This window comes from Terrabacter sp. RAF57, from assembly GCF_052113925.1.
Classification (GTDB): Bacteria; Actinomycetota; Actinomycetes; order Actinomycetales; family Dermatophilaceae; genus Terrabacter.
The window spans coordinates 1-15,099 of record NZ_JBFRDT010000032.1; the positions used below are offsets into that span (position 1 = coordinate 1).

13 protein-coding genes are annotated in these 15,099 nt (G+C 71.0%); 4 read left to right on the plus strand and 9 right to left on the minus strand.

The genetic code is table 11. The features are described from left to right. Window positions 1-589: 589 nt before the first annotated feature. From AB4Y83_RS21590 to AB4Y83_RS21620, 7 genes are all read right to left on the minus strand, one after another. Window positions 590-1,879, minus strand: coding sequence for a thymidine phosphorylase (locus AB4Y83_RS21590; protein WP_442298128.1), 1,290 nt, complete (start codon window positions 1,877-1,879; stop codon window positions 590-592). 56 nt (window positions 1,880-1,935) lie between these two features. After that, on the minus strand, window positions 1,936-2,370 hold the full coding sequence (locus AB4Y83_RS21595; RefSeq protein WP_056778633.1) for a cytidine deaminase: 435 nt from the start codon (window positions 2,368-2,370) through the stop codon (window positions 1,936-1,938). Beyond that, window positions 2,370-3,638, minus strand: a complete 1,269-nt coding sequence (locus tag AB4Y83_RS21600) for an ABC transporter permease (RefSeq protein ID WP_442298129.1) — start codon at window positions 3,636-3,638, stop codon at window positions 2,370-2,372. The genes AB4Y83_RS21595 and AB4Y83_RS21600 overlap by 1 nt, the downstream gene beginning before the upstream one ends. Continuing rightward, on the minus strand, window positions 3,635-4,753 hold the full coding sequence (locus AB4Y83_RS21605; RefSeq protein ID WP_442274010.1) for an ABC transporter permease: 1,119 nt from the start codon (window positions 4,751-4,753) through the stop codon (window positions 3,635-3,637). Before AB4Y83_RS21605 ends, AB4Y83_RS21600 begins: the two co-directional genes overlap by 4 nt. Next, window positions 4,750-6,393 (minus strand): ABC transporter ATP-binding protein, encoded by a 1,644-nt coding sequence (locus AB4Y83_RS21610; protein WP_442274009.1) that lies wholly within the window; start codon window positions 6,391-6,393, stop codon window positions 4,750-4,752. Before AB4Y83_RS21610 ends, AB4Y83_RS21605 begins: the two co-directional genes overlap by 4 nt. A gap of 103 nt (window positions 6,394-6,496) precedes the next feature. Next, window positions 6,497-7,567 carry a BMP family lipoprotein gene (locus AB4Y83_RS21615; protein ID WP_056778613.1) on the minus strand — a complete coding sequence of 357 codons (1,071 nt, stop codon included), beginning with the start codon at window positions 7,565-7,567 and terminating at the stop codon, window positions 6,497-6,499. A gap of 112 nt (window positions 7,568-7,679) precedes the next feature. Continuing rightward, window positions 7,680-8,939 carry an amidohydrolase gene (locus tag AB4Y83_RS21620; protein WP_056778610.1) on the minus strand — a complete coding sequence of 420 codons (1,260 nt, stop codon included), beginning with the start codon at window positions 8,937-8,939 and terminating at the stop codon, window positions 7,680-7,682. Between the two features lie 82 nt (window positions 8,940-9,021). On the opposite strand from AB4Y83_RS21620, the gene AB4Y83_RS21625 reads away from it, so the two are divergent. The 4 genes from AB4Y83_RS21625 (at window position 9,022) to AB4Y83_RS21640 (ending at window position 12,657) form a co-directional block, all read left to right on the plus strand. Next, complete coding sequence (locus AB4Y83_RS21625) at window positions 9,022-9,738, plus strand: (2Fe-2S)-binding protein (RefSeq protein WP_442298130.1); 717 nt, start codon at window positions 9,022-9,024, stop codon at window positions 9,736-9,738. 10 nt (window positions 9,739-9,748) lie between these two features. Continuing rightward, on the plus strand, window positions 9,749-10,699 hold the full coding sequence (locus tag AB4Y83_RS21630; RefSeq protein ID WP_442298131.1) for a pseudouridine-5'-phosphate glycosidase: 951 nt from the start codon (window positions 9,749-9,751) through the stop codon (window positions 10,697-10,699). Then, window positions 10,696-11,577, plus strand: a complete 882-nt coding sequence (locus AB4Y83_RS21635; RefSeq protein ID WP_442298132.1) for a carbohydrate kinase family protein — start codon at window positions 10,696-10,698, stop codon at window positions 11,575-11,577. The genes AB4Y83_RS21630 and AB4Y83_RS21635 overlap by 4 nt, the downstream gene beginning before the upstream one ends. 159 nt (window positions 11,578-11,736) lie before the next feature. After that, entirely contained in the window at window positions 11,737-12,657 is a 921-nt protein-coding gene (locus AB4Y83_RS21640; RefSeq protein ID WP_442298133.1) for an endonuclease domain-containing protein, read from the plus strand. A 111-nt stretch (window positions 12,658-12,768) separates the two neighbouring features. Here AB4Y83_RS21640 and AB4Y83_RS21645 read toward each other — a convergent pair whose 3' ends face one another. Both AB4Y83_RS21645 and AB4Y83_RS21650 read right to left on the minus strand, forming a co-directional pair. Beyond that, a complete protein-coding gene (locus AB4Y83_RS21645) occupies window positions 12,769-14,361 on the minus strand; it encodes an acyl-CoA mutase large subunit family protein (protein WP_442298134.1) in 1,593 nt (530 codons plus the stop codon). A gap of 194 nt (window positions 14,362-14,555) precedes the next feature. Then, window positions 14,556-15,074 (minus strand): GbsR/MarR family transcriptional regulator, encoded by a 519-nt coding sequence (locus AB4Y83_RS21650; RefSeq protein ID WP_442274003.1) that lies wholly within the window; start codon window positions 15,072-15,074, stop codon window positions 14,556-14,558. Window positions 15,075-15,099 lie beyond the last annotated feature (25 nt).

Genomic DNA, 15,099 nt, shown 5'->3' on the forward strand with positions numbered 1-15,099 from the left:
CCACCCCCCAACCCCGAAAGGCCAGAACAGTGAGCAAACTTTGAACCCATGAAGGGCTCGAAAACCTGACTGAAGTCGAACCACCAGCTCAAAAAGCTAGAAGTTCAATTCAACCAAAGGATAATTCGCCCAAAACCACGACCGTCACCCCGCCACTAAGAGGACGAAGATCAACCGGCCAGGCCCCGGGACGAGGTAATTGGCATCGATTTTTGACACGCTGTTGAGTTCTCAAGAATCGGACACACACCATCAACCACCTCAACGAGGAGGCCTCCGGGGCAACCCTTCAAACTTACCCGCCGCACCCCACCGAGTCAAACCACGGTGATGCGGGCGGAACCTGCTCTCCGGCGCGGACCCGACTCGGTCGGACACTCCGGACACTCGTCAGACCCCGGGACCGGCCAGCTTCGCTCGGTGATCTCTCACCGACGCGGTGGCGTCCGTTCCTCCCAGTCGGGCTGACGAAGAGAACAGTAGCCCGGTCCCCCGGGATTCCCCAAATCGCTCCCGACACAGCGCCACAGACCCGTGGTGGCCGGTCTGTCGGAGCATCGGCGGGCCACCACGGACGGGCACGCGAGAGTCAGGAGACCCGGTCGATGACGATCGGGGGCAGGTCCGGCCGCGACCCCTCGGGGGCGATCGTGAAGCCGCCCTCGAGCGCCTCGAGCGCCCGGGCGAACCGCTCCGGCTCGTCGGTGTGCAGCGTCATGAGCGGCTCTCCCCCACGGACGGTCGCGCCGGGCTTGTGGTGCAGCTCGACACCTGCCCCGGCCTGGACCGGGTCCTCCTTGCGGGCCCGCCCGGCGCCGAGGCGCCACGCGGCGACCCCGACCGCGAGGGCGTCCAGCTGGACGAGCACCCCGTCGGCCGGCGCGAGCACGTGGTGGGTCTCCTTGGCCGTCGGCAGCTCCGCGTCGGGGTCTCCCCCCTGGGCGCGGATCATCCGACGCCAGACGTCCATCGCCCGGCCGTCCGCGAGCACGTCCGCCGGGTCGATGTCGGAGCGGCCCGCACCCGCGACCATCTCCCGCGCGAGGGCGAGCGTGAGCTCGACGACGTCACCCGGGCCCCCGCCGGCGAGCACCTCGACGGACTCCCGCACCTCGAGCGCGTTGCCCGCCGTGAGCCCGAGCGGAGTCTCCATGTTCGTCAGCAGGGCGACCGTGTGCACGCCGGCGTCGGTGCCGAGGCGGACCATGGTCTCCGCGAGCTCGCGGGCCTGCCCGAGCTCCTTCATGAACGCGCCCGACCCGACCTTGACGTCGAGGACGAGCGACCCGGTGCCCTCGGCGATCTTCTTGCTCATGATGGAGGTCGCGATGAGGGGCACGCAGGAGACGGTCCCCGTGACGTCGCGCAACGCATACAGCTTCTTGTCGGCCGGGGCGAGGCCCGTGCCGGCGGCGCAGATCACGGCGCCGACGTCCTCGAGCTGGGCCATCATCTGCTCGTTGGTCACGTCGGCCCTCCACCCGGGGATCGACTCGAGCTTGTCGAGCGTGCCGCCCGTGTGCCCGAGGCCGCGGCCCGAGAGCTGCGGGACCGCGACGCCGCAGGCGGCGACGATCGGCGCGAGGGCAAGGGTGATCTTGTCGCCGACCCCCCCGGTCGAGTGCTTGTCGCTCGTGGGGCGGGACAGTCCCGAGAAGTCGAGCCGCTCACCCGAGCGGATCATCGCGTCGGTCCAGCGGGCGATCTCGCGCGGGTTCATCCCGTTGAGGTAGATCGCCATCGCGAGCGCCGACATCTGCTCCTCGGCGACGGCGCCCCTCGTGTACGCGTCGATGACCCAGTCGATCTGGGCGTCGGACAGCTCGGCCCGGTCGCGCTTGGCGGAAATGACGTCTACGGCATCGAAGGCTTCACTCACGGGACCATCATGTCCCAGCGCCGTCGGTGCCGGAGCACGACCGGGTGGGGAGGTGCTCAGCCCTCGGCGTGACGCAGGTCCTCGGCCCCGAACGCCTGCGGCAGGACCGCCGACATCGGGAGCACGCCCTCGGGGGTCATGAGCAGGCACCGGGGCCCGCCGTTCTCCCAGAGGAGCTGCCGGCAGCGACCGCACGGCATGAGAGCCTGGCCGTCGCCCCCCACGCAGAAGACCGCGGTGAGGCGTCCGCCACCCGTGGCGTGCAGCTCGGACACCATGCCGCACTCGGCACAGAGAGCCACGCCGTAGGCGGCGTTCTCGACGTTGCAGCCGGCGACGACCCGCCCGTCGTCGACGAGGCCGGCGACACCGACGCGGAACCGGGAGTAGGGCGCGTACGCCCGCTCCATGAGCTCGACCGCGCGCAGGCGCAGCGACTCCCAGTCGATCGCGTCGGAGGTGCCGGGCTGCGGACTCGTCGTGTCGGCCACTAGTGCCCCTCGCCCTTGCGGTAGATCTGTCCGTCGGCTGCGGGCATGCGCAGGCGTTGCGAGGCGAACGCCAGCACGAGCAGGGTCGTGACGTAGGGCAGCGTGCTCGACAGCTCCGGCGGCACGATGTCGGTCAGGGCGTACCAGGCACCGACGATCACACCGACGACGAGGGCGATGACGCCCTGCACCACGCGGCCCTTGCGGACGATCTGCCAGATCCCGATGCCGATGAGCAGCACCGCGAGCAGCAGGAGGAAGGCGTGGACGGTCGTGCCGCCACCGCGCAGCTGGGCCGCGTCGGTGTAGCCGAAGAGCACCGAACCGGCCATCAGACCGCCGGGGCGCCAGTTGCCGAAGATCATGGCTGCGAGGCCGATGTAGCCACGACCACCCGTCTGCCCGTCCCGGAACACGTTGGCCGCGACGAGGGCGAGGAAGCCACCGCCGAGACCCGCCAGGCCACCAGAGACGAGGACGGCCAGGAACTTGTAGCGCAGGACGTTGACACCGAGCGACTCGGCCGCGACCGGGGACTCGCCGACGGAGCGCAGACGCAGGCCGAAGGTCGAGCGCCAGAGGATGTAGGCCGTCGCGATGAAGAGCAGGACGGCGAGGATCGTCACGACCGACACGTTGGTGCAGAAGGCACGGAGCACGCCGGCGAGGTCGGAGATGAAGAAGATGTGCTTCTGCTCCAGCTCACCGAGGGCGTCGGACAGACCCGGAATGCTGATCGTCGGCAGCTCCTCGAGCGGCGGCGACTGCGTCGGGCCGCCACCCGGGAGGGTGCTGAAGAAGCGCACCGAGAGGTACTTCGCGAAGCCGAGCGCCACGATGTTGAGCGCTACACCCGACACGATGTGGTCGACGCCGAAGGTCACCGTCGCGATGGCGTGGATGAGTCCACCGACCGCGCCGCCGATGACCGCTCCGACGAGACCCCACCACGGGCCGAGGTGGTAACCGAGGAAACCGGCACCCCAGGTGCCGAGGATCATCATGCCCTCGAGGCCGATGTTGACGACACCGGCGCGCTCGGACCAGAGACCGCCGAGTCCGGCGAGGGCGATGGGCACGGCGAGTCCGAAGGCCGCGATGAGCAGCCCGGACGAGTCGACGTCGTTGGCGCCGGTGACGACACGGAGGATGGAGAGCACGAGCACGGCACCGAGGCCGACCCCGACCCACTGGAGCGGGCTCAGGCGGAGCCGGCGCGGGGTGGCGGTGACCTTCTCGACGCCGGCGTCCAGACCAGTGACACTCATGCCGTCGCTCCTTCCGGGGTAGAGGCATCGGATCTCGTCGCGGCCAGCTCCCTCGCCACCCGCTGCTGCTCGAGGCGCACGTCGGCGCGACGGATCAGCTCGTAGGCGATGACGACGGCGAACAGGATCACGCCCTGGATGATGAAGACGACCTCGGAGGCGACCCCGGCGCGGATCTGCAGCGCGTTGCTCTGCACGTCGAGGAACGACCACAGCAGGGCCGCGGCCGCGATGCCGAGCGGGTGGTTGCGACCGAGCAGCGCGATGCCGATGCCGGCGAAGCCGAGTCCGGCCTGGAACGTCGTGCCGTAGCTGTGGTCCTGGCCGAAGAGCAGCGGCATGCCGATGAGGCCCGCCAGAGCACCGGAGGCGATCATCGTCGTGACGACCATGCGCGGCACCTTGACGCCGCTGGCGACCGCGGCGCTCTCGGAGCGGCCCGTCGCGCGCAGGTCGAAGCCGAACCGGGTCTTGTTGATGACGAACCAGTAGAGGGCGCCGACGAGGACGGCGAGCAGGATGAGCGTGTAGACCTTGTTGGTCGCGCCCGGGATGAGGCCGAGACCGTCGAGCTGCGAGGACTCGGGGATCGGCTTCGTCGAGATGCTGTTGCTGCCCTGCTGCTTGACCGCGACCTTGAGCAGCAGCCACTGCACGACACCGGTCGCGATCGCGTTGAGCATGATCGTGCTGATCACCTCGGAGATGCCGCGGCGGACCTTGAGGTAGGCGGCGATGCTCGCCCAGAGGCCTCCGGCGACCATCGCCACGACGATCGTCAGGAGGACGTTGAGCGGGCCGGGGAACCAGGCCTGGCCGGCGAAGGCCGCTCCGGCGAAGACCGCGACGCGGTACTGACCGTCGACGCCGATGTTGAAGAGGTTCATCCGGAAGCCGACCGCGACCGCGACGGCCGAGAGGTAGTAGACCGTGGCACCGTTGACGATCTGGACGAGCTGGCGCGGCTTGGGCCAGCTGAGGATCGTCTGCCAGACCTCGACCACCGGGTCGCCGAGGAGCAGCAGGATGGCCGAGGTCACGAGGAACGCGACGACGAGCGCGAGTACGGGCGCCGCGACGGCGAGGAGGAGCTTGCGGGGGCTGAACGTGCTCATCGGGTCTCCTCCGGGCTGGCAGCAGCTCCGGTCATGGCCGCACCGAGGTCCTCGGCGGTGACGGTGTCGGGGTCGAACGTGCCGGTGAGCCGCCCGCGCAGGATCACCTCGATGGTGTCGGAGAGTCCGATCAGCTCCTCGAGGTCGGCCGAGATGAGCAGGACGGCGAGGCCGTCGCGCCGCGCCTGGCGGATGATGTCCCAGATGCTCGACTGGGCGCCGACGTCGACACCGCGCGTCGGGTGTGCGGCGACGAGCACCTTGGGCTGGTGGCTCATCTCGCGGCCGACGATGAGCTTCTGCTGGTTGCCGCCGGAGAGCGACCCCGCCTTGACGTTGATCGAGGGTGTGCGGACGTCGTACTCCTTGACGATCCGCTCGGTGTCGGCCTTGGCCCCCGCGGCGTTGATGATGAAGCCGCGGACGTTCGGCTCCTCGGTCTGGTGGCCGAGGATGCGGTTCTCCCAGAGCGGGGCCTCGAGGAGCAGGGCGTGCCGCTGACGGTCCTCGGGGATGTAGGCGACGCCGGCCTCCCGGATCTCCCGCGTGCGCCAGTCGGAGATGTCGGTGTCGCCGAGGAAGACGAGCCCGGACGTTGGCTCGCGCATCCCCATGATGACCTCGACGAGCTCGGCCTGGCCGTTGCCCTCGACGCCGGCGATGCCGAGGACCTCACCCGCGTGGATGGTCAGCGAGATGCCGTCGAGCACGTTGCGGCCGGCACCGGCGCCCGCGAGGACGATGTCCTCGATGCGCAGCACGACGCGGTCGGTGACCGTGGACTCCTCCGTCTGCGGGGTGGGGAGCTCGGCGCCGACCATGAGCTCGGCGAGCTGGCGCGCGTTGACCGACGACGGGTCGACGGTGTCGACGGTCGTGCCGCGTCGGATCACCGTGATGGAGTCGGCGACCGAGAGCACCTCGTCGAGCTTGTGCGAGATGAACAGGACGGTCAGGCCCTCGGACTTGAGCTCGCGGAGGTTGTCGAAGAGCTCGTCGACCTCCTGCGGCACGAGGACGGCGGTGGGCTCGTCGAGGATGATGATCTTGGCACCGCGGTAGAGGACCTTGAGGATCTCGATGCGCTGGCGCGCACCGACCCCCAGGTCGTCCACGAGGGCGTCGGGGTCGACGTCGAGGCCGTACTCGTCCGAGATGCGCGTGATCTCGCGTCGGGCTGCGTCGCCGATGCCGTGCAGCTTCTCGGCGCCGAGGACGACGTTCTCGAGGACCGTGAAGTTGTCTGCCAGCTGGAAGTGCTGGAAGACCATGCCGATGCCGGCCGCGATGGCGTCGGCCGGCGAGTGCAGGTCGACGACTCGACCGTCGATGCTGATGGACCCCTCGTCCGGGCGCTGGACGCCGTAGAGGATCTTCATCAGCGTCGACTTGCCGGCGCCGTTCTCACCGACGATCGCGTGGACCGTGCCACGCGCGACCGAGAAACCGATGTCCTTGTTGGCGACGACTCCGGGGAACCGCTTGGTGATCCCTTCGAGTTGAACGGCGGGATGGGCGTCCGACGTCCCGTCGGGTCGCGCAGGTGCTGCGGTGATGGCGACAACTCCTCGTCCGGGCCCGGAGAGGAGTCCGGGCGGGTGGTTCGTGGGGCCGGGTCGGAGGACGTCCCGACCGACCACCGGAGCCGGGGACGGACACGGCCCGCGACKACGCTACCGCGCCGCCCGGGCCGTGTCGCCCCGCTCGGGGATCATTCAGAGGGGATCTCGAGGCTCTCGAGGATCAGGGTGCCGTCGGGACCTTGATCTCGCCCGCGATGATCTTCTGCTTGTAGTCGTCGAGCTTCGACTTGATGTCGTCGACCTTGCCACCGGTCGTGGCGTAGTCGACGCCACCGGCCTTGAGGTCGTAGACCTTGTTGCCCGTGATGTCGGTGCCCGCGGCACCCGACTTGAGGAAGTCGTAGACCGCCACGTCGACCTTCTTGATCATCGAGGTGAGGATGACGTCGCGGACGTCCGGCGTGGCCGTCAGGGCCTGGTCGGAGTCGACACCGATGGCGAGCTTGCCAGCAGCCTTGGCGGCCGTGAAGACACCGCTGCCCGAGCCGCCCGCGGCGTGGTAGACCACGTCGGCGCCGCCCTGGTAGAGGCCCTCAGCGGCCGTCTTGCCCTTGGCGGGGTCGTTGAAGCCGGAGAAGTCCGGCGGCTGCGAGAGGTACTGGCTCTTGACGACGATCGACGGGTTGGCCGCCTTGGCGCCGGCGATGTAGCCCGCCTCGAACTTCTTGATGAGGTCGGTGGCGACGCCCCCGACGAAGCCGACCGTGTTGGTCTTGGACTTCAGCGCGGCGGCCGCACCGACGAGGAAGGAGCCCTGCTCCTCGGCGAAGGTCAGCTGGGCGACGTTGGCGCCGGCCGAGTCGGGGGACGCGTCGTCGATGATCGCGAACTTGACGTCGGGGTTGGCCTTGGCGACCGTGCCGATGGCCTTGGCGTAGGCGAAGCCGACACCGATGACGTGGGTCGCGCCCGCGTCGATGAACTGCTGCAGACGCTCCTCGGTGGCAGCCTCGCTCTCACCGTTGACCTGCGTGGCCTCCTTGAACTCGACACCGAGGTCGGCCTTCGCCTTGTCGAGGCCCACGGCCGCCGACGCGTTGAAGGACTGGTCACCACGACCGCCGACGCCGTAGGCGATACCGACGACGATCTTCTTGCCGGCGGCCTGCGTGCCGGTGCTGCCGGCCGAGGTGTTGCTGCCCGCGGGCGTGTTGTCGCTGCTGCTGCCGCAGGCCGCGAGGCCCAGCGCGGCGGCGGCGACAACGGCCGCGACCTTGGTTGCGTGACGCAAGAGGTGCTCCTTAGATTCCGCGGGGCCGACGACGACATCGGCCCAGATAGCACGGAACTGTAGACCCCGGCACGACAAGATCTGTTCGGCTCGGGGGAAGTCGCAGGAAGTGTTACCGATCCGCGACCGCGCTCAGAGGAGAGACGCCCCCGAGGGCCGGTGTGCCGGCCAGTCGGGCGGCCGCCGCGAAGACGACACCGGCCAGCGTCCGGGCCCCGACGACGATCGCGCCCTCGTCGACGACGAGGTCCCCCCGGTGCAGGTCGTAGGTCGGGCCGCCGGGAGAGCGGGTCCCGAGCCGGGCCATGGCGCCGGGCACGTGGGTGAGGTACCACGCGAAGTCCTCGCCGCCGAGCGACTGCGGCGTCGGCGCGACGAACGACCCGGTGCCGGTCACAGCGGCCGTGAGGGCGTCGATGCAGCCGGCGTCGTTGACGACCGGTGGCACGCCCTTGGTGATGAGCACGTCAGCCTGGACGGCATACGGCTTGACGACCTCGTGGACGACGGCCTCGAGGAGGCGCTCGACGCCCTCCCAGATGCCGGCGTCGAGCATGCGCAGCGTGCCGCCGACCTTGCCCGACGACGGGATGACGTTGTGCGCGCCGCCCGAGTGGATCGAGCCCCACACGAGAGCCGCGCCCGCGCGCGGGTCGAGTCGGCGTGACAGGACGGCCGGCACGTCGGTGACGACCTTGGCGAGGGCGTACGTGAGGTCCTGGGTGAGGTGCGGACGCGACGTGTGGCCGCCCCGACCGGAGAGCGTGACCTCGATCTGGTCGGCGGCCGCGGTGATGGCGCCGACGCGCAGGCCCACCTGGCCCGCGTCGAGGTTGGGGTCGCAGTGGAGCGCGAAGATCCGGTCGACCCCGACGAGGCCGTCCTGGGCCACGACGTCCTCGGCGCCGCCCGGCATGAGCTCCTCGGCGGGCTGGAAGATCAGCCGCGCGCCGACGCCGGCCGAGGCGAGCCGCTCCTCGACCTCCTTGAGGGCGAGCGCCGCGCCGATGAGCGCGGTCGTGTGCACGTCGTGGCCGCACGAGTGGCTGACGCCGTCGGTCCGGGACGCGAACTCGAGGCCGGTCTGCTCACGGATCGGCAGGGCGTCGATGTCGGCGCGCAGCGCGATCCGGTGCGAGGGGTTCGTGGCGCCGAGGTCGGCGACGAGGCCCGTGCCGCGCAGCCGCCGGACGCCGATGCCGGCGCGCTCGAGACGCTCGGCGACGAGTGCCGTCGTGCGCACCTCGCCACGTCCGAGCTCCGGGTGCGTGTGCAGGTCGCGACGGATCGCGACCAGCTCCGCGGCATGCTGCTCGACGGTTCGGGCGATGGCCTCGAAGGGCAGCGAAGCGGAGCGGTCGGTCACGAGCACGGGAGTCTAGCGAGAGGATGGGGTCAACCCTCGCAGGCCGGGGTCACCGGGACCGGTCGGAGCACGGAGGGAGAGGTCACGCGTGGAGTCGGAAGCACCTACGGGGACGTCCCTCGGGACGGACGCCGTCCGGCACGTCGTCGGGCTCGTCGACCGGGCGATGCCCTTCACCACCGTGACGACCCGGGTCTCCCCCGCGACCGTCTGGACCGCGGACGTGGTGGCGCACGTGCGGGCGGGTGCGGACCCGCTCGCGCCGTGGCGCTCGGCGCTCCACGCGCAGATGGAGCAGCGCAACGCGGCGACGGTGCGGCCGCACGTGCCCGCCGCCTTCGTGCTCCAGTGGTGGTGCGAGGTGGCCGCCTCCCCGATGGCGTATGCCGCCGTGCTCGGTCCCTGGCTCCTCGTGCCGTCCGGTGCCGGGCTCGGTTTCGAGCTCGCGCCGGGTCTCGACCCGTTCCGCATCGTCATCACCCCCGAGCGGACCTCGCTGGCCGTCGACGACGACCCGGCGCGGCGTCTGGAACGGGCCCGGACCGCATACCTCGCGCTCGTCTCGGAGGTCGTGACGGCATACGCCCCCGACGTCCGGATGGGCTCGCGGCAGCGGTGGGGTGTCGTGGGCGACACGTGGGACACGGCGGTGCGACTCGCGCGCGGCGCGGCCGGGGAGAGCGTCGGCACCGAGCCGACCCGGGTCTCGTGCTGCTTCATCTACGCGATCCCCGGGATGCGCGAGTGCGCCGCGTGCCCCCGCAGCGGGCGGGCCACGCGGGTCCCCGGTAGCGCGCCGAACTAGGCTCGGCGCCATGCCGCAGCGCCTTCCGGAGTCCGACCTGCTCGTCGTCCACGAGGAGGTGCGCGAGGCGCTCGATGCCGGGGTCGGTGTCGTCGCCCTCGAGAGCACCATCCTCGCCCACGGCCTCCCCCACCCCGACAACATCGAGATCGGTGGGCAGATCGAGGGCTCCGTGCGCGCGGGCGGGTCGGTGCCCGCGACGATCGCCGTGCTCGACGGCGTCGTGCACATCGGCCTCGGGGCTGCCGAGGTCGAGCGCGTGTGCACCGACCCGGACATCGCCAAGCTGTCGGTCCGTGACGTGGGCGTCGCTGCGGCACTTGGATTTTCGGGAGCGACGACGGTCGCTTCGACGTCCGCGCTCGCGCACCTCGCGGGCATCCGGGTGTTCGCGACCGGTGGGCTCGGCGGCGTGCACCGCGGGGCGTCCGAGACCTTCGACGTCTCGGCCGACCTCAGGGTCATCGCAACCACCCCGGTGCTCGTCGTGTGCGCCGGGGTCAAGTCGATCCTCGACGTGGCCGGCACGCTCGAGACGCTCGAGACGCTGTCGGTGCCGGTGCTCGGCTACCGGACGGACGCGTTCCCCGGCTTCTACCTCTCGGACTCCGGCCAGTCGGTGCCGTGGCGGGTCGAGTCCGCGGCCGAGGCCGCACGGGTCGTCGTCGCCCGGGGTCGCCTCGGGACCGACGCCGCCGGTGTGGTCCTCGCCAACCCGCTGCCCGCCGACCGTCAGGTCGAGCGCGGACTGCACGACCGGCTCGTCGAGGAGGGGCTCGCGCTCCTCGAGCGCGAGGGCGTGCACGGCAAGGACGTCACGCCGCGGCTGCTCGAGTACTTCCACGACCACTCCGGCGGCGAGTCGCTCCGCGCCAACGTCGAGCTCGTCCTGTCGAACGCGCGCCTCGCGGGAGAGGTGGCGGCCGAGGTCGCGTCCCGGCTCGCGACCCGGTCGGCATGACGACGCGGCCGGTCGTCGTCGTCGGTGACGTCGGGCTCGACGTCATCACCCGCCCCTCGGGCGACATCCGGTGGCACTCCGACACCCCGTCGGCCGTCGCCCTCGTGCCGGGCGGGGCCGGTGCCAACTCCGCCTCGTGGCTCGCCGGCCTCGGGGCCGACGTGACCCTCGTGGCCCGCATCGGCGACGACGCGGCGGGGACGACCTGCCGTCGCGAGCTCGAGTCCGCCGGCGTCACCTGCGTGTTCGCGGTCGACGCCACGCTGCCGACGTGCATGGTCGTCATCCTGCTCGACGCCCACGGTGACCGGACGATGTTTCCCGACCGTGGCGCCAACAAGGCCTTCGCGGTCCCGGACGTCGACCTCCCCTCCCTGGGGCTCGCGGCCGACCCGCGGCCGCACCTGCACCTGTCGGGCTACGTGCTCTTCGACGCCGGATCGCGTGCGGCCGGTCTCGAGACGCTGCGCCAGGCGCGGTCGCTCGGGTGGACGACCTCGGTCGACCCGCAGTCGCCGGCCCTCATCGAGCGGGAGGGCGTCGACACCTTCCTCGGTTGGGTCACCGGCGTGGACCTGCTGCTGCCCAACGAGAACGAGGTCGCCGCGCTCGGAGGACTGGCCGCGATCCTGGGGCACACGAGCGAGGTCGTCGCGACGTACGGCGCGGCCGGGGCCCGGTGGGTCGGTGCCGGCGGCGTGGACGAGTCGGCGGAGGCGCCGGTCGTCGAGAACGTCGACGCCACCGGGTGCGGTGACGCCTTCAACGCCGGTCTCCTGTCGGCCTGGCTCGGCGGCAAGGACCGGTCCAGCGCTTTGCGTGCCGGGGTCGCGGCCGGCAGCGCCGCGGCAGCCCGCGTGGGCGCCCGGCCCGGCTGAACGGCATACGCCCCCGGTCGTGCCGCGCCACAACGGGCCGACCGGCCGGATCGAACCGGGCTGAGGCCGCGGACGACCTGTTTCCGGGGTTCGTTCCGGCCGACCGGCCCCTGTGGAGGACGTCGGCGAGTGCCGGCCTCCCCGGGGCACCATCGGATGATGCGCGCAGTCACCGCCCTGGTCCGGCTCGGAGGCACCGCCACACGACGACAGCTGCGCCTCGCCGTGCACTGGCGGCACATCGACGCAGCGCTCGGGGCGGGTCTCGTCGTGCGGACGTCTCACGGCCACTACTGCCTCGCCGGAACGGACGCCGCCCGCGCGGCAGCGCACCGGCTCAGCGCTGCGGCGTCGCACACGACCGCCGCACAGCACTGGGGCTGGAAGGTACGGCTGCCGTCGACCGAGCCACACGTGACGGTCCGGTCCAAGCGCAGCCTGCCGACCGGCGCCTCGGACGGGGTCATCGTGCACTGGCGCGACCTCGATCCCGACGACGTCACCGACGGATGGGTGACCACGCCCGTGCGAACCGTCATCGACTGCTGCCTCGACCTGCCCTTCGCCGACGCCTTGTCCGTGGCCGACTCCGCGCGCCGCGCCGGGCTGCGCTCGTCGGAGGTGCTCGCCCGGAGCGACTGGCTGCCGCGGCGGCAGCGCGACCGGGTCGCGCGGGTCGTGGCCGCGTCCGACGCGCGGGCGACGGGGCCGTTCGAGTCGTGCCTGCGGGCCATCGCGCTGCAAGTGCCCGGCCTCGTCGCCGAGCCGCAGACCCGGATCCGCTACGACGACTTCTATGCGCGGGTCGACCTCGCGGACGAGGCGCTGCGGATCGTCCTCGAGGCTGACAGTCACGAGTTCCACACCGAGCGTCGTGCCTTCGACCGGGACTGCCGCCGCTACAACGGGCTCATCACCCGCGATTGGCTCGTGCTCCGGTTCACGTGGGAGCAGGTGATGTTCGAGCCCGAGGTCGTGCGGCGAGCCATCGAGGACGTCGTCGTGCTGCGTCGTTCTCAGGGGATTCGTCGCCTCCGCACGGGCCGGGTGACCGGAACGAGGTCCGAAAAGGCGTCGTAGGGCGGCGTTCTGGAGCTCGATCCGGCCGGCCGAACCGCAGGCTGGGACGGGGCGGTGGGACGGGCCTCGCGGACGATCCAGACGGCATACGGCTGGCGTATGCCGGGTGGCTCAGAAGGTCTCGCGGGGCTGGTAGGTGCCCCAGACCGCGCGGAGGGCGTGGGCGACCTCGCCGCCCGTGGCGCGCGCCGCGAGCGCCTCCTTCATCGGGTAGAGGACGTTGTCGGTGCCGCGGGCTGCGTCCTGGAGCTGCGCGAGCGCCGCTGCCACCGCGTCGTTGTCGCGATCGGCGCGCAGGGCCTCGAGCCGGGCGCGCTGGTCGGCCTCGATCGTCGGGTCGACGCGGAGCGGCTCGTAGTGGTCCTCCTGGTCGAGGACGAAGCGGTTCACGCCGACCACGGTGCGCTCAGCGTTGTCGATCTCGAGCTGGACGCGGTACGCCGATCGCTCGATCTCGCCCTTCTGGAAGCCCTGCTCGATGGCCGCGACCGCACCGCCCTTGTCCTCGACGGCCTGGATGAGCGCGAGCGCCGCCTCCTCGATCTCGTCGGTCATCGACTCGACGACGTACGAACCGGCAAACGGGTCAACGGTTTTCGTCACGTCGGTCTCGTAGGCGATGACCTGCTGGGTGCGCAGCGCGAGCCGCGCGGCCTTCTCGGTCGGCAGGGCGATGGCCTCGTCGAAGGAGTTGGTGTGCAGCGACTGCGTGCCGCCGAGCACCGCGCCGAGACCCTGGAGCGCGACACGAACGAGGTTGACCTCGGGCTGCTGAGCGGTCAGCTGCACGCCGGCGGTCTGGGTGTGGAAGCGCAGCATCATCGACTTCGGGTTCTGGGCACCGAACTCCTCCTTCATGATCCGAGCCCAGATGCGGCGGGCCGCGCGGAACTTCGCGACCTCCTCGATGAGGGTCGTGCGCGCGACGAAGAAGAAGGAGAGGCGCGGCGCGAAGTCGTCGACGTGGAGGCCCGCGGCCTGCGCGGCGCGGACGTACTCGACGGCGTTGGCGATGGTGAAGGCGATCTCCTGCACGGGGGTCGCGCCGGCCTCGGCCATGTGGTAGCCGGAGATGGAGATGGTGTTCCAGCGCGGCATCTCCTTGTGGCAGTAGGCGAAGATGTCGGCGATGAGGCGCAGGGACTCGCGCGGCGGGTAGATGTAGGTGCCGCGCGCGATGTACTCCTTGAGCACGTCGTTCTGGATCGTGCCGGTCAGCTGGTCACCGGCGAYGCCCTGCTCCTCGGCGACGAGCTGGTAAAGCAGGAGCAGCGTCGAGCCGGGCGCGTTGATCGTCATCGACGTCGAGATCTTGTCGAGCGGCAGGCCGTCGAAGAGCGTGCGCATGTCGTCGAGGCTGTCGATGGCGACGCCGACCTTGCCGACCTCGCCGTGCGCGATGGACTCGTCGGAGTCGTAGCCCATCTGCGTCGGCAGGTCGAAGGCGACGGACAGGCCGCCCGTGCCCGCCTTGACGAGCTGGTGGTAGCGCTGGTTGCTCTCCTTCGCGGTGCCGAAGCCGGCGTACTGGCGCATCGTCCACGGACGTCCGGTGTACATCGACGGGTAGACACCGCGCGTGAAGGGGTAGCTGCCGGGCGCGCCGAGCTTGCTGTCGGCGTCGAAGCCGGCGAGGGCCGACGCGTCGTAGACGGGCTCGATGGGCAGGTCGGACTCGGAGCGCGCACCAGTGCTGTCAGCCATGCTGCCGAGCGTATCGGCGTGGCGGTCCACCGCCGCCGCCTGCCGGTCGAACGTTGCCGATCTCACGTCACCGAGGGCGTATGCCGTCACCCCGGGTCCCGACGGAACGTGGCCTCTCGACGGGGTTGGGACCCGCAGAACGTGGCCTCTCGAGGGGTTGGGACCCGCAGAACGTGGCCTCTCGACGGGTGGGGTCAGGGGGTGGCGGACGGCCAGGTGCGGGTGATCTCGGCCTTGTGGGCGGCCCACTCCCCCTCGAGCTCGCCGAGCCGGTCGCCGAGGAACTCGAGGAAGGCCACCGAGAGCTGCAGGCGCCGACCGGCCTCGGTGTCGAGGCCACCGACGGCGGGCACCCCCGCACGCAGGCTCGTCTCGATCTGGGCCAGCATCCGGTCGCGTGAGAGCATCGCGCCGTGCCAGGCGTCGGCCTGCACGACGTAGACGTCGCGGCGCGACCCGCGCTCGCGCTCCTTGCCGATGAGGTAGGTCTGGGTCAGGTAGCGCACGGCACCGGACACCGCGGCCGGGCTCACGTCGAGCGATTCCGTCAGCTCCGCGGCGGTCATCCGCCCGTCGTCGTCGGCGAGCAGCTGGGCGAAGACGCGTGCGGCCAGGCGCGGCATACCGGCGTCGGTGAGGCTGTCGCCGAGACGCTCGACGTAGGTCGAGACGGCCCGTTCGTCGCGGCTCGACCGCTGTCGCACTGACGTCACCAGTCCTCCTCCGTCGTGTGGACCG

Bases quoted from the DNA above. Each gene is read 5' to 3' on its own strand.
- AB4Y83_RS21600 (WP_442298129.1), bottom strand. From the start codon at position 3,638: ATGAGTGTCACTGGTCTGGACGCCGGCGTCGAGAAGGTCACCGCCACC.
- AB4Y83_RS21605 (WP_442274010.1), bottom strand. From the start codon at position 4,753: ATGAGCACGTTCAGCCCCCGCAAGCTCCTCCTCGCCGTCGCGGCGCCC.
- AB4Y83_RS21630 (WP_442298131.1), top strand. From the start codon at position 9,749: ATGCCGCAGCGCCTTCCGGAGTCCGACCTGCTCGTCGTCCACGAGGAG.
- AB4Y83_RS21635 (WP_442298132.1), top strand. From the start codon at position 10,696: ATGACGACGCGGCCGGTCGTCGTCGTCGGTGACGTCGGGCTCGACGTC.
- AB4Y83_RS21640 (WP_442298133.1), top strand. From the start codon at position 11,737: ATGCGCGCAGTCACCGCCCTGGTCCGGCTCGGAGGCACCGCCACACGA.